This is a genomic window from Desulfobacula toluolica Tol2 (assembly GCF_000307105.1).
Taxonomy (GTDB): Bacteria; Desulfobacterota; Desulfobacteria; order Desulfobacterales; family Desulfobacteraceae; genus Desulfobacula; species Desulfobacula toluolica.
Genome location: NC_018645.1, coordinates 3,377,139 through 3,395,572, shown reverse-complemented (window position 1 = coordinate 3,395,572; position 18,434 = coordinate 3,377,139). Strand labels below are relative to the sequence as shown.

Genomic DNA, 18,434 nt, shown 5'->3' with positions numbered 1-18,434 from the left:
TTTTAAGTTTGCCTGTTTAAGTTTGCCTGTTTTAGTTGGAATGGCTGATTCCTTTTTTGTCAGGCAATTGCCGTCTCAGGATTTGAAAACAGAGCGTCAACCTGATGCAAAATTTCCTCATCAGTATAATGTTTTAGAAAGATCGCGTCCACAGGACATTTTGCATTACACAGACCATCCCCTTTGCACAGAACAGGAATAACCTCGGCCTTTTTGCCTTTCGGGGTGTCATGAAATTGTATGGCACCATAGGTACAGGCTGTGATGCATGCTCCGCAGGAGATACATTTGTCTTCATCCACCTCGCAAACAGAACCGGATGCCGTGACCGTGTCTTGTGAGAGAAGCACTGCAGCCCGCCCGGCTGCGCCATATGCCTGGTTAATGGATTCGGATATATGCTTGGGATAATGGGCTGCACCGCAAAGAAAAACGCCTTCTGCGGCAAAGTCGACAGGTCTTAATTTTACATGGGCTTCCTGGTAAAATCCCTCTGGGCTTAACGCCACCTTGAATAATTTGGATACATCCTCAATGTCTGCCGGGGGAATAACAGCAGCGGACAGAACAAGCAGGTCTGCGTCCAATTCAATTTTCCGGCCTAAAACAGGATCTGGAACGGTTACTCTTAAAACAGGCTGGCCGCTTTGATCCACAGCTTCCACCACGGGTTTGTCCTTTTGAGTATAACGGATAAACCGTATATCTTTTTGCGCCGCTTCCCTGTAGTAATCTTCATTAAATCCATATGTTCGCATATCCCTGAACAGAATATAAATCTGCATTTCAGGGTTTATTTCTTTTAATTTCAGGGCGTTTTTTATTGCATGGGTACAGCATATCCGGGAGCAGTAATTTCGTTCCTGGTTTCTGCAGCCCACGCATTGTATCATCACAAGGCTTTCGGCATTGGTAAGCCGCTCATCGTTTTTAAAAATATTTTCTTCCAGATCCAGCTGGGTGAGTACCTGGTCGTTTTGTCCATAAAGGTATTCGTCAGGCTTGTATTCGGCCGCACCTGTGGCAAGGATTGCTGCACCATGTTTGATGGTTTTAATTCTGCCTTCTGTTTCCACCGTGGTGACAAAATTGCCCACATACCCCTCAACATCCTTGATGACAGTCTCATGGGACACATGGATTCCGGGATTTTGATAAACCTGATGTATCAGATCATTCATATAGGCTTGAACATCCATTCCATCAATGGTGGTGTGAAGACGCCGGGCCATTCCCCCCAATTGGGAGTCCTTTTCCAGCAAGTGAACCTCAAACCCCTGGTTGGCAAGACTAAGAGAACCGGTCATGCCAGCCAGACCGCCGCCCACAACTATTGCCGCCTTGTTGACCGGCAGATCAAATTCCTTTAACGGTTCCAGGTGTTTGGTCCGTGATACGGACATCCGGAGTAAATCCTTTGCTTTTTGAGTGGCTTCTTCCGGCTCTTTAGAGTGTACCCATGAGCAATGTTCTCTTATGTTTACCATGTCGTAAAGATATTGATTGATACCGCCTTCCCTCAAAGTGTCCCGGAATACAGGTTCATGGGTTCTGGGGGTGCAGGCAGCCACGATTACACGGTTGAGGTTTTTTTCTTTTATCATGTCTGTTATTTCCTGGGCGGAATTTGTTGCACATGAAAAGAGCTGTTCCTGTGCATAGACAACATTGGGAAGGGTCAGGGCATACTCAACCACTGAAGGGACATTGACAATTCTTCCGATGTTGGCACCGCAATGGCATACAAAAACCCCAATCTTAAGTTCTTCTCCCGTGATATCCCTTTCTTCCGGATATATCCTTTCTTTGGACAGCCGGCCTTTTCTGTAGGACAGCAGTTCTCCGCACTGGGAACAGGCCCCGCTGGCGGTGAAAACCGATTCAGGAATATCCATGGGACCCTGAAAAGCTCCGCTTACAAAAATGCCCGGCCTGGTTGTTTCAATGGGGTTGGCAGGATTTATTTTGCAGAATCCGTGGGCGTTGAGTTCAATGCCGAATTTGTCTGCCAGATCTTTATAATCTGCAGGCGGCTCAAGCCCCACAGACAATACCACCATATCAAATTCCTCTTCTTTAACGCCATCTTCGTCAGTTGCGTATCTGAGAGTTACGTTTTTGCTTTCCGGAATTTCTCTTCCAACAGAGACATAACTTCTGATAAAGCGAATCCCTGGAAGATCTTCCGTTCTCTGGTAAAATCGTTCAAATCCTTTGCTGTAGGAGCGTATATCGTTATGGAATATTGTGCATTCAACTTTCTCATCATGGTCTTTGGTTAAAATCACCTGCTTTTGTGTGTAGGTGCAGCAGACTGCGGAACAATAGCTGTTGTCGCCGGGGGTGACCCGTCTGGAACCAACGCAGTGAATCCAGGCAATTTTGTGGGGATGTTTTTTGTCGGAAGCGCGCAGGATTTCTCCTTCATAAGGCCCTGTGGCGCATAACAGCCGCTCATAGTCAAGGCTGGTTACTACATTCTGCATTATTCCATATCCGTAATCGTTTTTGAGCATGGGGTCAAAAGGCTCAATGCCCAAGGCCAGAACGATGGCTCCTGTATGGACTTCTATGGTCTCAGGTGCCTGGTTAAAATCCAGGGCGTCATTTTTACAGATTCCAAGGCAGATGGTACACCGTTCACCGTCAAGGTAAACACATTTTTCATCTATATAAGGAGTAAGGGGAATTGCCTGTGCAAAGAACATATGAACAGCTTTGTTTTTCGATATGTTCTGATTAAAAGGGTCTGAAACTTCAATTGGACAATATTCCGTACAACTTGTGCAACCAGTGCATTTTTCCTCATCAACGTATCTGGGTTTTTTGATCAGTGTTATCTTAAAATCTCCTGCATTTCCCTCAACATTTTTAATTTCAGTCAAGGTCATGATTTCTATGTTGGGATGGCGTTTGCATTCAAGGAACTTGGGAGATTCAATGCACATGGAGCAGTCATTGGTGGGAAAGGTTTTGTCTAACTGGGCCATCTTGCCGCCGATGGTGGGTGACTTTTCAACCAGATACACTTTATATCCTGAAGTGGCAAGATCAAGAGATGCCTGAATCCCGCTGATTCCTCCGCCAACGACCATTACGTCGCCAAAATTTTTTTTAACTGATATGTTTTCCATAGTTCACCATTTTTTAAATTGATTGGGGTACGATACCAGGCATTGTGTTGCCAATGCCTGGATTTGATTTTTTTATCGTATTCAGAATCAGGAATTACTTACAATGCCGCAGAATACTTTTCGAAGATCTTCTTGTGTGATTTCAGGTAAATATTTTGCGTCATCATGTTTTATATCCTGGTAATCAAGTTTTTTGGGGTTGTTTTTATTCAGACTTGAAACACCATATATGTTTAAGGGAATAGGTATTTTATGGGGCCTTTTTTTTCTGTATGTGTCAAGCCACCGATCGCACTGGTCATGGTCACCGATAAACAGAATATACAAGATATCCTGCTCTTTGATGCTTACCAGCCGATACCCTTTTCCAAGGTTGAATTTGAACACGTTTTTTATCCGCAGATCCTTTTTCCTGGAAAATTTTCCAACATGGGAGATACGGCAGCCTTTGATCAGGGTATCGATAATTTTTTGGGCTCTTAAGGCGGCTATTTTCGGGGCATTGTCCTGATTTGCCATCTGTTGTATGGCTTTTTCCACTTTTGAATGTACCCGTATATTTGCGATCATGATTTTTTCCCCTTTTACGGTTTATTCGCAGCAGGAGCCGCTGCTGCCGCAAGATCCGCAGCCACCGGCTAATTCAAGTTTTGAAGTAATGTTAAAGCCTGTTCCCGTATACTCTACTTCAACCGGTTTGGCCTGTTCCAGAAGCGATGTTTCCATTATGTAATCCACCCCTTCATGTGTGAAAACCGAATCTTCCGGGGTTACCTTATCCAGGGCCATGGAAAGCGATTGGCCGCTGCAGGTGCTTGTAACAAAAATTCTTATCGGCTGGGGATCTTGTTGGTTGTTTTTGAAATATGCACTTACCTGTTCTTGTGCTGATTTGCTGACTGTGATCATATCGAGTATCTCCTTTGATTTGTTAAAAGGGCAAACAGACCTTTAATTTTGTTTGTTTGTCTGTTCAATTGGATTAAAATTCTCCGGGTGTCCGGTTGAGTTCTTCAAGTGTGAAAACAGGGCCGTCCTTGCACACCAGTTCTTTGCCGATGTTGCACCTGCCGCACATGCCGATTCCGCATTTCATCCTGTTTTCAAGACTCATGAGAATCTCCTCATCACTGTAATCAAGGTCTGTGAGAACCGGTCGGGTGAATTTGATCATGACCGGCGGGCCGCAGACTATGGCCATGGTGTTATTGTCATTTCTCGGAACACATTCTTGCACAACCGTCGGGACAAAACCGGTATGGTACGGCCAGTTTTCATCATCTGTTGTGTCCACTGTGATATGCATGTGAATATCATCTCTTTTGTTCCAGTCCGCAAGCTCCTCCCTGTAAAGCAGCATGCCAGGATTTCTTGCTCCATAGACCACGTCAATCTGATTGAAATCTTTGCGTACACCGGGTTGAAGCAGGGTTTTTATCAAGGATCTCAGCGTGGTGAAAGCAAAGCCTCCGCCGATGATAAGCAGGTTTTTGTCTTTCATCTCTTTTAAGGGAAACCCATTGCCAAAGGGACCACGAATGCCCATCTCATCCCCTTTTTTCATGTTGTGCAAAAAAGAGGTTACCTTTCCGGTCTTAAACACGGTGAATTTTACTGCACCTTGTTCGCAGGGAGCCGAGGCAATGCCGATGGGGATTTCTCCCACACAGGGGATGGACAGCATGGCAAACTGACCGGGTGTATAGGAAAAGGCGTTTTCATCTTCTTTGTGATCAAAGATAAAAGTAAAAGTTTTCAGGGACCTGTCATGGGTTTCTGTTTTAATGTCTTCTATTTTTACCGGAAAAGGTTTGTATGGATTTTTCACTTGACCGCCTCCAGCTGGTTCAGGGTTTGACTTATGGTTCTGATGTCAATACCGGCAGGGCAGGAACTGATACACCTGCCACATCCCACGCACATAACTCCATGGCCGTATTTGTCGGGAAAATATTTGAGTTTGTGCATGAATCGGTTTCTAAAGCGCTGCCACCCCTTTTCCCTTGGATTGTGGCCTGAAGCATGGGTTGAATAAAGATCGGACATGCACGAATCCCACAGTTTGATGCGGACACCTTCTTGACCGTCTGTCTCATCTTGAATGTCAAAGCACCAGCAGGTCGGGCAGACAAAGGTGCAGGTGCTGCAGTTGATGCAACCAAAGGCCAGATCTTCCCATATCGGTGCATTGTACAGGTCCAGGGTTTCTAAGTTTGCAATGGTTTTTAAATTTTCCATGACTTTTTGGGGTAAAAAGGCCGGATTGGATGCAATCTTTGCCTCAGCCTCGTGTTTTAATGCATTGATTGTTTCAGCCATGCCCGGATCTGCCGGTGTGAAACCGGCGGTATCGGCAAAGGCTTTGCCTTTTGGGGTAAGGATTTTTCCTGTAAACTCATCTCCTGTATCCACCAGCAAAATATCCAGATACGTTTCATCAAAAGGGCCTGTTCCACAGCTGGTGCTGAAATTGGCAGGGTCTGGATTTTTTTCAGCCAGCCCCACAAGGGTCAGGTTTTTATAATGGTTCATAAAATAGGGGTCTTGAAATTCAGTGGTGTCAAAATTGTACGCCAGCATCCTGATAGCTTTGGCGTCATAGGGCCGGATGCCCACAGCCGCCCTGGAAGGGGAATTTATGGGCGGCTGGGACAGACCGGCAGGTATATTCCCCATGCTTGTTCCTTTGAAATGGAACAAAAGTTCGGATTGGGGAAAAACAACTGCCTTTGGGGATAAATAGGTATGGGTATAGTTAAAATCCGGGGGTTCGCCTTTTTCAAGCTCTCTGAAAGTATAGCCGTGCAGGGTTGCTACCGGGCCTGCAAGGGTATAGGTCTTCTGGGCTTTGGCCATGGCTTCTGCCAGGTTGGTTTTATGTATGCTGATCATTTCCATGATATATCCTTTATGTCTGATATGGTTCTAAAGTCTTGGCAAGACTGTAGATGTAAAAATCCGTCACCGGATGAAAGGTTGCGGATCTTCCAGGCTGAATTTGTCCAGCGCAGGCCGCAGTGTTTCATCCATGCCAGCCTCAACCCCGAAATACTGAACACAGTCTTTTATGGTTTTCCGGGTAAAGACTCGTATGGGGATATTCATGGGGCACGCTGCTTCACAGGCCCCGCAGTCCGTACACCGACCGGCGTCGTGAAAGGCCCTGACCAGATGATAGGTCCGTGTATCCACAGGGTCTGTTGTCTTGCCCACCCACTGGGGCCGGGATTCATCCACAAAACAGGTGGGACAATAGCACAGGGGGCATGCGTCCCGGCATGCATAACAGCGGATACAAGTATCAAGCAGGTCTTCAAAAAAGGATTTTTTATCATCAGGGTTTAAAGCTTCAATTTTTTCGACATCTTTGAACCGGTCTTGAATTTCGGATTCCGGGACAGCCGGGCCTGCCAGTACATCATGGATAACCGGGTTGTGCCGGATACATGTTCTGCAATTGTCTTGCAGTATCTCCTCTTTCTCAATGGACATTGAACAATTGTCTGTTTTTATCACAATGGTATCATTGTCATCTTCCACAGACACGATGTCCAGGCCTTTTGCCGTATTGAGCAGCTTTGTTTTATCTGCAAGCCCGGTGCATGGAACTCCGATGATATACAGCTGATCCCTGTTGATTCTGTTTTCAATAAGCTGGGTGACCAGGTTTCTGCTGTCACACCCTTTGACAACAATACCTACCTTGTTTTTCAAGCCGGAAAGATAGTTGGTCAGGTTCATGCGGCAGTTGCAGTTAAACACAAGCTCTTGAGCATCTTCAATGGTTTTTGCCATAAAAGGCCGGGTCATGTGGGCAAGACTTGCCTGTTGAAATCCGATGACACTGTCCACGGTTTTTTCTTCCAGCAATTGTTTTGCCAGGGTTCTGATATTCTGGGTTATCTTGTTCATCAGGCCACCTCGGGAAGTGTTTTGACAAGGTGGCAGGCAGGGCCTAATTGTGTGATCTCTTCAATCACCTGCCGGGCTATGTCTGCAAACTTGACTCCTTCGGCCGAGGAAATCCATGAAAATTGCAGCCGTCCGGGTTCAAGTCCGGTATATTCCAGCAGTTCCTTGAGCAGGGTAAATTTGCGCCGGGCATAATAGTTGCCTTCAATATAGTGGCAGTCTCCTGGATGGCATCCTGATATCCAGACGCCGTCCGCACCGTTGCGGATTGCATAGAGGATCATTTTTGCAGATACCCGGCCGGAGCAGGGAACCCTGACGATTCTCATGTTAGCGGGGTATTGGAACCGGCTGACACCGGCTAAGTCGGCAGCGCCATAGCTGCACCAGTTGCACAGAAAAGTGATGATTTTGGGTTCAAATTCTTTCATATTAATAGCTCCGGTTAAAAGGCATGATCAATCATGGCCATGATCTGTTCTTCTTCAAATCCCTTGAGCCCTGAAGCTCCCGAGCGGCAGGAGGCCACACACACTCCGCATCCTTTGCAAAGCACGGAATTTACAGCGGCTTTTCCCTGGTCCCGACCTTCTTCAATAAAGAAGGGGGCATTGTAGGGGCACACCTCAATGCAGACTCCGCAGGAACTACAGATGGTTGTGTCTACGGCAGCGGTGTTGCCAAGGGTTTTGATCTGTGTTTTGGCAAAAAGCCGGCTTACTCCGGCAGCAGCTGCCTGGGCCTGGGCAATGGATTCGTCAATGGGTTTGGGATAATGGGCAAGCCCGCACAAAAATACCCCGTCCACGGCAAAATTTGACGGGGCCAGTTTGACATGGGCTTCTGCAAAAAAACCGTCACTGTCCATGGGCACCTTGAACATTTGTGCAAGGGCGTCGTCCCGGCGGGACACAACAGCACTGGCTAATACCAGAAGATCGGTTTTGATCAGAACAGGGGATTTGAGGATGTGGTCGGTTACAACAATATCAAGGTGTTTGTCGCCTTTTGTGACCATGGGTTTGTTGTTCTGATCATACCGGATAAAAATAACGCCTTTTTCTCTGGCCTCCTGGTATAGCAGTTCCTTTTCGCCATAGGTGCGGATATCCCTGTACAGAACATATACGTCCATTTTTGGGTTGATTTGTTTTAAATGAAGAGCGGATGTAATGGAATGGGTGCAGCATATCCTTGAACAATAGGGCCTTTCCGGTTGTCTTGATCCCACGCATTGGATGAATACCGCTGTTTTTGCAGTCATGATGCCTGGATTTTCCTGCATGATTCCGTTGTCCAGCTCCAGACCGGTCATTACTCTGGGATCTTTTTTGTACATGTATTCGTCGGGTTTGTATTCGGCCGCTCCTGTGGCAATTATGGCGGCTCCGTGTTCCACAACGGTTTCGCCGGAATCCGTGGTCAACGTGGTTGTAAAATTTCCCACAAAGCCCTTGACTTCGGACAACTGGGTTTCAAGGTGTACTTGAATATTTGTATGGGTCATAACGGAACAACGCATGATCTCTAAAGCCTCTTGAACATCAGCACCGGTTGAGGTTTTAAAAATATGGCGGGCTTGTCCTCCCAACTGGTTTTCTTTTTCCACAAGATCCACGCTAAAGCCCTGGTTTGCCATGGACAATGCTGACGTCATGCCGGAAATACCGCCGCCAATGACCAGAAGCCCTTTGTTGATGGAAAGGCTTTCTTCTTTGAGCGGCGCAAAAAGCGCCACCTTGGATACGGCCATTGCAACGCTGTCCATGGCTTTTTGGGTTGCTTGCTCAGGGTTATCCTTGTGAACCCAGGAGTTGTGGTTCCTGATGTTCACCATTTCAAACAGGTATTTGTTCAAGCCTGCACAGGCAAGTGTCTCTTGGAAAAGCGGTTCATGGGTTCTGGGGCTGCAGGCGGCCACGACCACCCGGTTAAGATTTTTGTCCCGGATGATACCGGAGATAATCTCCTGAGCGTCCTGTGAGCAGGAATAAAGGTTGTCATCGGCAAATTCCACAAAGGGCAGGGCAGCAGCATAGTCCCGAACAGCAGGTACATCCACCACGCCGCTTATATTAATGCCGCAATGGCAGACAAATACACCGATTCTGGGCACCTCACCTGTGATATCCCTTTCCGGGATTTCTTCAATGGTTTTCACAAGGCTGCCCCGGGCTTCGGACACGGCAGTTCCGGCACACAGGGCGGCTGAACCGGCTTCTATCACTGATTGCGGAATGTCCTTGGGCCCCTGGAAGGCCCCGCACACATAAATACCGTCCCGGCTTGTGGCAGTGGGAGTAAAAGATTGGGTTTTGCAAAATCCCTGGTCTGTAAGTTCAATTCCGATTTTTTCGGCAAAGGTTTTGGTTTTCTTATCAATTTCCATGCCCACGGACAAGACGACTATATCCACTTCTTCTCTTGATAATTCGCCTGTTTCATCATCAAAATAGACAAGTGTTTGCATTGGGTTGTCCAGGGACTGGTTGACCGAATGAACCCTGCAACGGACAAACCGGATATCATGCTTGTCTTTTGCTTCATTGAAGCAGGCCTCAAATCCTTTGCCGTGGGTTCGCATGTCCATATAGAAAATGGTGCATGATAATGCCGGGTCATGCTCTTTGGCGATGATGGCCTGCTTGATGGCATACATGCAGCAAACAGATGAACAATGTGCATTATCGCATTGATTGACGTCACGGGACCCAACACATTGCAGCCAGGCAATGCTTTTTGGGGTTTCGTGGTCGGACATGCGCACAATGTGGCCCTGGTTGGGGCCGGATGCTGAAAGCAGGCGCTCAAATTCAAGGGAGGTCACCACATTTTTTGAGGCAGCCCATCCATAAACAAGAGAATCTTGCGGATGAAAAGGTTTAAAACCGGGTGCCAGTATCACAGAACCCACATTGATGGTATGGGTCTTGTCCGTGTCTTCATAATTGATGGCATCCGCCGGGCAGACTTTCTCGCAGTTACCGCATTTATCCCGGGTCAGTTTGATGCAGTTCTCAGGATCAATAACATATTTCAACGGGACAGCCTGGGCATAAGGAACATAAATCGCCTTGCGCTTGATCAGCCCTTCGTTGTAAATGTCGTCCACTTTTTTGGGGCACTTTTCCACGCAGGCACCGCAGCCCACGCATTTGTCCATGTCGACATACCTGGCTTTCTGGAAGATATCCACCATAAAATCGCCTTTTTCACCGCGGATATCCAGAATGGATGCCAGAGTGACAAGTTCGATATTGATATGCCTTCCCACTTCCACAAGCTTGGGTGACATGATGCACATGGAACAGTCGTTAGTGGGAAAGGTTTTGTCCAGTTGGGCCATGACCCCGCCTATGGCAGGGCTTTGTTCAACCATGTATACATAAAATCCCGAGTCGGCAAGGTCAAGGGCGGCCTGGATTCCGGCAATGCCGCCTCCGGCAACAAGGACCGACCCAAGGGGATGTTTGGAGTTCATATGAAATTCTCCTTGGAAAAATTGTTTTTTGGTTTTACAGTCCGTATTCTGCCAGGTCAGGTCCAAGATAGATTCGTTCGTTTTCACCAAGAATCCCCATGGAAAGACAGATCAGGGTCCACAAGTGAACCGTGTGGTAGTTTCCGTCATGGGCATGGGCTAAGTCTTCAATCTGTGCATGACAATTATGGCAGGGGGTAACCACATAAGTGGCACCTGTTGCCATGATCTGTTCGAATTTGGTTTTTCCGTATTGCCTTCGCTCGTCGGTGTATCCTGCCTGTAGGGCACCGCCACCGCCACCGCAGCAGTAGTTGTTGGATTTGCCCGGCATCATTTCAACAAAATTTTCTTCTCCCACAACTTGTTTGACAACAAATCTCAAGTCATCTGCAAACCGGTCACCAAGGGATTTTCTCACCACATTACACGGGTCTTGGGCCGTAAATTTGATGCCGGTTTTGTTCCAGTCTGAATTGACATCAAGTTTGCCTTCCCGAATCCATTGGGCATAGTATTCAACAATGTGTCGAAACTCGAATTTGTGGGGGATGTTGAAGCGTTGAAGTCCGCTCCAGACAGCATAAAAGGAATGTCCGCACTCGGTGTTTACAAAGACTTTGCACCCCAGGTTGTCGATATGTTCAGCCTGGGCACGGATGATTTTTTCCCAGGACGGGTCATCGGCAAGAAACATGCAATAATTTTCACCGCCCCAGTACTCTGAGTAATAGGTCCAGTCAGCACCTGCTTTGTGAAGGATTTTCCATAAGGGGAGCAGTTCGTCCGGTTCTGTTACCGGCTCTCTTGAGTTCTGGTTCAGGGCAAAATAGGCGCCTTCCCGGTCTATACTCACCTCAAGATCTTCAAATCCTTCCTGTTCCCGGCACTCTTCGGCCAGGTCATCCACGGTGAATTTAAAATCCTCAAGCGGAACACCCATGGCACCGCCCCCTGAATTGATATGGTGATCGCAGGAGCCTAAAATTCCTTTTGGCCGCTCTTGCCTGGGCCACTGGGAGCGCAGGTAAAAAACAAGCTGAGGAATGTTGAGTTTCATGGGGCAGACATCATAGCACCGGTTGCACATTGTGCAGGCCCATACCCAGGGATGGCGTTCCAGTTCTGTATCCATGCCTAAAACAGCCATGCGCAAAAATTTTCTGGGGTCCATACTCATCAGGCCCGTGGCAGGGCAGCCGCTTGAGCAGGCACCACAGGTCAGGCAGGCACTTAAGTTGCCGTCCGGGACCAGTTCTTTGACCTTTTGCCTGATTCCATTATTATTTTTATTGAGTTGCAGTATATCCAGCATAATATATCCCTCCAAGGATGAATTAAGTTCAATTTAAAACCCATGAACCTGTAAGGGGGAACCAATTGTATGCCGAATATTGATCAGAAGGCAGTCACAGCTTCCCCAAAACACAATTGCATCTGCCAGGCACGGGCAGTGCTTATTTCAAACACTCAGTGTTTTTTGGGAAAGTGGCGCATTTTTTTCTCCGTTAAAATTGTGTGGCCTGCCAAATTCTTTCGTTTGAATGGCACAGCCAGCATGTTGAACATTAATATCCTCGTTTGAATATAAAAAAGCTTTGGATTTAGCAAATTGATAATATAAATCATTTAAGTCGTAATTATAGAAATATATAATAACATATATTGTTTTTGATGATTAGTTTATGCGTTTAACAAAAGGTTTAAAGCTTTTTTTTTAAAACTGCAACAAGATGCGGGAGGATTCGCCTGTCCGGTTAATCCGCTCTTTTTTTATTTGACAAACAAAAACAAATCCTTAATTTTCAGCCAGATTTATTTTTTTATATGAAAGTCTTCAAAAAAATATAAGAAGACTTTTCAATTTTAGTTGCGGGCAAATCTTAAATAAAAAACCAAATTTGCCTGTGGCAGTTATTAAAAAGGAGAAAATATGCCTGACTTAACAGCGATTATGGAAACAAGCAAAGGTACGATAAATATAAAATTATTTGCCGACCAGACCCCCCTTACCTGCGGTAACTTTGCAAATCTTGCAAAAAGAGAATATTATAACGGCCTTAAATTTCATCGTGTTATTGCCGACTTCATGATCCAGGGCGGATGCCCATACGGAACAGGAATGGGTGATCCTGGTTATAAATTTAAAGATGAATTTAAAAAAGACCTCAAGCATGACAAACCCGGCATTCTTTCAATGGCAAATGCAGGACCTGGAACAAACGGCAGCCAGTTTTTTATCACACATGGCCCGACCCCTCATCTTGACGGCATGCACACGGTGTTTGGTGTGGTTGAAAGTGATGAAGACCAGAAAGTTGTGGACAGCATTGCCCAGGGTGATACCATTGATAAAATAACCATTAAAGGAAATGTCGGTTCACTGTTCAAACAGGTGAAACCTCAGTTGGATGAGTGGAATAAAATTATCACAAAACAATTTCCCAAGCTGCCCAAAGCCTGAAAAAAATCCTGTTACAAAGTAAAAGGGTTACACTGTATAAAAAAAAGCCGGATCTGTGCATCACAGTTCCGGCTTTTTTTGTCAAAAAATGATCGTTATTCCATGTCCAGAAAAAAAGGAATGATATGAAGTGAGTTGCTGTTTTCTTCAGTATCGCCCAATTGCCAGTTTTTTATTTTAATTCCTTTTTCTTCAATTTTTTTTATCATACCCTTTATGTTGATCAAAGGATGGCGGATAAAAACATTGGGAAGACCGTATGTCAGACTGCACACCAGGCATTTTCCAGGTCTCTTGATAAGGTTGAATGCTAAAACAATACGTTTGTTATGGGCAGAGATGAATTCAAGCCGGATATCATATGCACCATCTGATGCATCCCCATAAAGTGCCTCAAAAAACTTGTCACTGGTTTCTTTTGGTAGAAGCGTGTCAAGATAATCTTGTGTAAATAATTGTTTTAATACAGCTTGATTCATTATAATTTTAATCCTTTTTGGGCTAATTGTTTCAAAAAATAATAAGCCATCATTTTTTAATGACGGCTACGGGCAGATCCGATATTTTATTTAAGATTTGCCTACAACAAAGATTGAAAATCTTTGTGTGAAATTGTAAGACTTTTTTATAAAACCTTAAGGGGAAAATCAAGATTAAAAATTAATGCCGGATCTGTACATGCATTATTCGGATTGTACCCTGAAGTCATTTGTGCTAAATTAAAATCCATGTCGCCCAATCGTTCGGGATAAGGATGTTGAAATGGCTGTCAAACTAAGGTGTCCGGACTATAGATCAAGTTTTACGGCTGCGTCAGAGGTTGTGACTGCAACATTCCGGCATTGCATCGTTTCAAATAGTACAAAATGGTGAATCATTTTACAATCACGTAATTTTTTATTAACGGACTTTTGATTCATGAAACATATCAAACTCTCAAAAGGATTTAAAACACAGCTTGCCGGGATACCGGATCTGAGTATTATTCATATGCCGGAACCTGAAACCATAGCTTTATCAGCAATGGATATCCCGTATATCCGTCCAAAACTTCTGGTAAAGGAAAATGATCCTGTAAAAACAGGGACTCCACTTTTTTGCGATAAACGCAATACGAGTGTTGTTTATGTGTCACCTGGAACAGGAACTGTCAAGCAGATTGTTTTCGGGGAAAGACGGCGATTAAAAGAAGTTGTCATTTGTCTTGAAAAAAAAGATGAGTTTATCCGGTTTGACCCCTTGTCTTCAGATAGTATTCAAAAAATTGGTATACCCCAAATCATAGAGCAGCTTCAGCAAGGCGGTCTCTGGCAGTGTTTCCGGGAATTTCCCTCAAAAGATACAGCCTGCCAAACCCATGAACCACCCATGATTATTGTTTCTTTAAACGGGAATGATCCTTTTTCCCCTGAGCCTTGGGCGGTGCTTGAAAATGAAACAGTCACCTTTGAACTGGGTATAAAACTTTTAAAACGGTTTTCAAAACAGATCATAGTGACTTCAAGGCAAAGCAGCCTGGAAAGATTGAATGGATTTAAAAAACATATCACCCATACGGTTCCCGATTTTTATCCTGCATGGGATCCGGGTGTGGTTCTTTATCATTTGAAAACATCCCAAGAAGATAACCTTTCCTGGTGCATTTCAGCAGAACACCTTATACTGGTGGTAAAATTTCTTTTAACCGGTACATATCCTGTGAAAAGGGTGGTAACCGTTACCCGGCCAAAGGATAAAAAACCCCATATCATTATTCGTCAGGGTACATCCGTTAAAAATATTGTGGGGCGCATAGAGGATAACAATATTATAACAACGGGCCGGTTCAACGGCAGATCAGTTGATCCCCAATCCCACATTGGTTTTTTTGATACTACCTTGAACCTTATTCCTGACCCTAAAAAAGAGCAATTCTTAGGGTTTATTCAACCCGGGTTAACCAAACCCACGGTGTCCAAAACATTTTTATCCTGTCTGACCCGTACTCCTAAAGATCTTGACTGCACCCTTCATGGTGAGCAAAGAGCCTGTATTAATTGCGGGTATTGCACCAAAATCTGTCCGGTTGACCTGATGCCCAATTTTATCATGAAGGCTTTGATGAGCGATGATATTGAAGATGCCTTGAGTTACGGGCTTCTGGATTGCTGCCGGTGTGGCCTGTGTTCCTATGCCTGTCCCTCAAAAATAGAATTGACAAAAATTTTGTCCGATGGAATGGACTCTCATTACAAGGATAAACAATAGGTTATGAATCCGTTAAGAAAACTGATAGATTCCAGCGCAAAGCATTTTACAGGTTCGGGAAAATTCAACCGGCTGGAACCGCTTTTTGATGCCACAAAAACCTTCTTTTTTTTACCGTCATCCAAAAACAAGCATACGCCGTTTGTCAGGGACAGCCTTGACCTGAAACGGTATATGAGTTTTGTTATTTTGTCCCTGCTTCCGGTCACCTTGTTTGGTATGTACAATACAGGGTATCAGATCGGTATTGCCAACGGAGAATCCTACACAATTCTCCATGCGTTTCTTTTAGGAGCCCGATATGTAGTTCCCATTATCCTTGTCAGTTATGCTGTGGGATTTTTCTGGGAGACCCTGTTTGCTTCCATCCGCAAGCATTCGATCAGTGAAGGGCTTCTTGTCACAGGGCTTTTGTTTCCACTGACCCTGCCGGCCACCATTCCTTTATGGCAGGTGGCATTAGGGATTTCATTCGGTGTTGTGATCGGCAAAGAGGTTTTTGGCGGTACAGGCAGGAACATATTAAATCCAGCCCTGACCGGGAGAGCTTTTTTGTATTTTTCATACCCAATCTCCATTTCCGGTGATGTCTGGGTGGCGGCTGCAAATTCTGTAGATGGTATCAGCAGGGCGACCCCCCTGGCAATTTTAGCCCCGGAAGGTGAAAAAATAACAACTGCTCTGGCTGGTTCAGGATACACATTATCCAGTCTTTTCTGGGGCCTGATACCGGGAAGTATCGGCGGAACGTCAGCTGCATGCTGTCTTGTCGGTGCCCTGTTTCTTATCATCACCAGGATTGCCAACTTTAGAATTATTATAGGCGGTATTGCCGGATTAATTGTGACAGCCGTTATTTTTTATTTGATTCCAGGAGGCATTAATTCCTGGGCTGATGCCGGTCCGCTGTACCATCTTTGTGCAGGCGGATTTCTTTTCGGTATCTCGTTTATGGCCACAGACCCTGTCAGTGCGCCCGGCACGAATCCTGGAAGATGGATATTCGGATTTCTTATCGGTTTTTTGACCGTTACCATAAGGGTTGCCAATCCGGCATTTGTCGAAGGCATAATGCTTGCCATTATTTTTATGAATGTGTTTGCTCCTTTGCTGGATCATATCGTGATTAAATATATTGCATCAAAAAGGATACCAAATGTCTGAGAAAACAGATAAAAACAGCAAAAAGAATGTTATTTTGTTTGCCCTGCTGCTTTCTGTCATCTGCAGTCTGATGATCACGGCTGCCGCAGTCGGGTTAAAAGGATTTCAAATGGTCAACATGGAACTGGATCGAAAAACCAATATCCTTAAATCCGTTGATTTGATCGGCACAAAAAAAATCTCTAAAGAAAAGATCAACAGTCTGTATGATGCCCACATCAAAGAGGTTATGGTGGACAAGCAAGGACAGATTATTGAAACCTATGTTTCAAATTCCTTGAGCCTGTATCTTTATGTGGATAACGAGGTCATAAAGGGCTATATCCTTCCCATCAACTCCCGGGGGTTATGGGGAAAAATACAAGGATATCTTGCCTTTGAACCCGATGGTCGAACCGTGTCAGGATTTTCGGTTTTCAGCCATTCGGAAACTCCAGGTCTTGGCGGCGAGATAGAAAGCGCATGGTTCAGGAAAAATTTTAAAGGCAAAAAAATATTAAACGCGCAGAATCAATTTGTTTCCGTGGGCATTGCCAAGGGAAAGGCGCAAGATCTTCCAAGGGATCTGCAGGAGCATTATGTGGACGGGATTTCAGGGGCGACGCTGACCGGTAAATATTTGTCGGAAGGCATAAAAAAGACCCTGGTTTCTTATGATCCCGTATCCATTACCTTCAGGCAAAGACAGCTTAAAACCAAAAAAGACGCGCAATCGGAAAATACAAACCCAAAGGATATGAACCCAAAGGATCTAAAATAACTCAAAAGGATAGTATCAATGTCGGAAGAAAAAACAAGCTATAAGGAAATCCTGGCAAAAGGCATATGGAAGGAGAATCCAGTTGCCTACCAGATATTAGGTATTTGTTCCGCCCTTGCCGTTACCGTCAAAATGTCGACTTCTATTGTCATGGGAATTGCCTTGACACTGGTCACGGCCTTTTCGAGCCTGCTGATTTCTCTTTTAAGAAAAAAAATTCCGTCCAATATCAGGATCATTGCAGAGCTTGCCATTATTGCGTCCCTTGTTATTGTCACCGACCAGATTTTGAAGGCTTTTTTCTATGATATTTCCAAACAATTGTCGATTTTTGTAGGGCTTATCATTACCAATTGTATTGTTCTTGGAAGAGCAGAGTCTTTTGCCCTTGCCAATAAACCGCTTGATTCTTTTGTTGACGGGCTTGGAAACGGACTGGGCTACAGCCTGGTTCTTGTCTGTGTAGCGTTTTTAAGAGAGCTTTTAGGGTCGGGTAAATTTTTCGGATTCAATGTTATTCCGCAATTCATATTTGATGCCGGATATCAGAACATGGGTTTGATGGTGCTGGCACCTGGTGCTTTTTTTATTATCGGTTTGCTGGTCTGGCTGAAAAACAGTCTGCCCGGAATATCAAAGGAAGAAAGGTAGGAATCAGCTATGGGTGATCTATTCAGTCTGTTTATCAATTCCGTATTTATCGGTAATATTCTTCTGGCTTATTTTCTGGGGATGTGTTCTTTTATCGCGGTTTCAAAGAATGTTGATACCGCAACAGGCCTTGGATTTGCAGTTATTTTTGTTTTGACGCTGACAAGCCCCATTAACTGGATTGTTTATCACGGGCTTCTGGCCCCTGGCGCATTGGCATGGGCAGGTTTTCCCGATCTTGACTTGAGTTTTTTAAAATTTATCACCTTTATTGCCGTTATTGCCGCATTTGTTCAGGCTGTTGAGATGATAATCGACAAGTATTCTCCACTGCTTTACGTCACCCTGGGAGTGTTTTTGCCTTTGATCGCAGTGAATTGTGCCATCCTTGGAACCTCGTTGTTCATGGTGGAAAGAAATTATACATTTGTAGAATCAATTGTATTCGGGGCAGGTTCGGGAACCGGCTGGATGCTGGCCATTGTCTCAATGGCCGCTATCAGAAACAAGGTCAAATACTCAGATGTTCCCAAAGGGCTTGACGGATTCGGCATCACCATGATTATTGCTGGACTCATGGCCATGACTTTTATGATGTTTTCAGGGATCACCCTTTAGCAG

General features: G+C 45.0%; 16 protein-coding genes. 6 read left to right on the top strand and 10 right to left on the bottom strand.

All coding sequences use genetic code 11. The features are described 5' to 3' along the window. Window positions 1–59: 59 nt before the first annotated feature. From TOL2_RS15435 to TOL2_RS15395, 9 genes are all read right to left on the bottom strand, one after another. The gene (locus tag TOL2_RS15435) at window positions 60–3,134 is read right to left on the bottom strand and encodes an FAD-dependent oxidoreductase (RefSeq protein ID WP_014958254.1); all 3,075 of its coding nucleotides are present in this window, start codon (window positions 3,132–3,134) and stop codon (window positions 60–62) included. A gap of 87 nt (window positions 3,135–3,221) precedes the next feature. Then, window positions 3,222–3,704, bottom strand: a complete 483-nt coding sequence (locus TOL2_RS15430; protein ID WP_014958253.1) for a hypothetical protein — start codon at window positions 3,702–3,704, stop codon at window positions 3,222–3,224. A gap of 21 nt (window positions 3,705–3,725) precedes the next feature. Then, on the bottom strand, window positions 3,726–4,043 hold the full coding sequence (locus TOL2_RS15425) for an IscA/HesB family protein (RefSeq protein ID WP_014958252.1): 318 nt from the start codon (window positions 4,041–4,043) through the stop codon (window positions 3,726–3,728). Between the two features lie 73 nt (window positions 4,044–4,116). Beyond that, window positions 4,117–4,962: an FAD/NAD(P)-binding protein gene (locus tag TOL2_RS15420; RefSeq protein ID WP_014958251.1), complete on the bottom strand. Its 846-nt coding sequence runs from the start codon at window positions 4,960–4,962 to the stop codon at window positions 4,117–4,119. Next, a complete protein-coding gene (locus tag TOL2_RS15415; protein WP_014958250.1) occupies window positions 4,959–6,032 on the bottom strand; it encodes a 4Fe-4S dicluster domain-containing protein in 1,074 nt (357 codons plus the stop codon). The genes TOL2_RS15420 and TOL2_RS15415 overlap by 4 nt, the downstream gene beginning before the upstream one ends. 63 nt (window positions 6,033–6,095) lie before the next feature. Continuing rightward, the gene (locus tag TOL2_RS15410; protein WP_014958249.1) at window positions 6,096–7,046 is read right to left on the bottom strand and encodes a 4Fe-4S binding protein; all 951 of its coding nucleotides are present in this window, start codon (window positions 7,044–7,046) and stop codon (window positions 6,096–6,098) included. After that, window positions 7,046–7,477, bottom strand: coding sequence for a hydrogenase iron-sulfur subunit (locus TOL2_RS15405; protein WP_014958248.1), 432 nt, complete (start codon window positions 7,475–7,477; stop codon window positions 7,046–7,048). The genes TOL2_RS15410 and TOL2_RS15405 overlap by 1 nt, the downstream gene beginning before the upstream one ends. 14 nt (window positions 7,478–7,491) lie before the next feature. Continuing rightward, on the bottom strand, window positions 7,492–10,527 hold the full coding sequence (locus TOL2_RS15400) for an FAD-dependent oxidoreductase (RefSeq protein ID WP_014958247.1): 3,036 nt from the start codon (window positions 10,525–10,527) through the stop codon (window positions 7,492–7,494). Between the two features lie 34 nt (window positions 10,528–10,561). After that, the gene (locus TOL2_RS15395) at window positions 10,562–11,842 is read right to left on the bottom strand and encodes a (Fe-S)-binding protein (RefSeq protein ID WP_014958246.1); all 1,281 of its coding nucleotides are present in this window, start codon (window positions 11,840–11,842) and stop codon (window positions 10,562–10,564) included. A 618-nt stretch (window positions 11,843–12,460) separates the two neighbouring features. Between TOL2_RS15395 and TOL2_RS15385 the strand changes: the two genes are divergently transcribed. Next, window positions 12,461–12,991, top strand: coding sequence for a peptidylprolyl isomerase (locus tag TOL2_RS15385; RefSeq protein ID WP_014958245.1), 531 nt, complete (start codon window positions 12,461–12,463; stop codon window positions 12,989–12,991). A 95-nt stretch (window positions 12,992–13,086) separates the two neighbouring features. On the opposite strand, the gene TOL2_RS15380 is transcribed toward TOL2_RS15385, so the two are convergent. Further along, entirely contained in the window at window positions 13,087–13,470 is a 384-nt protein-coding gene (locus TOL2_RS15380; RefSeq protein WP_014958244.1) for a hypothetical protein, read from the bottom strand. A gap of 439 nt (window positions 13,471–13,909) precedes the next feature. Between TOL2_RS15380 and TOL2_RS15375 the strand changes: the two genes are divergently transcribed. From TOL2_RS15375 to nqrE, 5 genes are read left to right on the top strand one after another with little or no spacing between them, the layout of a single operon-like run. Beyond that, window positions 13,910–15,238, top strand: a complete 1,329-nt coding sequence (locus tag TOL2_RS15375; RefSeq protein ID WP_014958243.1) for a 4Fe-4S dicluster domain-containing protein — start codon at window positions 13,910–13,912, stop codon at window positions 15,236–15,238. Between the two features lie 3 nt (window positions 15,239–15,241). After that, complete coding sequence (locus TOL2_RS15370) at window positions 15,242–16,402, top strand: NADH:ubiquinone reductase (Na(+)-transporting) subunit B (protein WP_014958242.1); 1,161 nt, start codon at window positions 15,242–15,244, stop codon at window positions 16,400–16,402. Next, the gene (locus TOL2_RS15365; RefSeq protein WP_014958241.1) at window positions 16,395–17,162 is read left to right on the top strand and encodes an FMN-binding protein; all 768 of its coding nucleotides are present in this window, start codon (window positions 16,395–16,397) and stop codon (window positions 17,160–17,162) included. The genes TOL2_RS15370 and TOL2_RS15365 overlap by 8 nt, the downstream gene beginning before the upstream one ends. Window positions 17,163–17,180: 18 nt before the next feature. Then, on the top strand, window positions 17,181–17,813 hold the full coding sequence (gene nqrD / locus TOL2_RS15360; RefSeq protein WP_014958240.1) for an NADH:ubiquinone reductase (Na(+)-transporting) subunit D: 633 nt from the start codon (window positions 17,181–17,183) through the stop codon (window positions 17,811–17,813). A 9-nt stretch (window positions 17,814–17,822) separates the two neighbouring features. Beyond that, window positions 17,823–18,431 (top strand): NADH:ubiquinone reductase (Na(+)-transporting) subunit E, encoded by a 609-nt coding sequence (gene nqrE, locus TOL2_RS15355; RefSeq protein ID WP_014958239.1) that lies wholly within the window; start codon window positions 17,823–17,825, stop codon window positions 18,429–18,431. The last annotated feature ends 3 nt before the right edge of the window (window positions 18,432–18,434 follow it).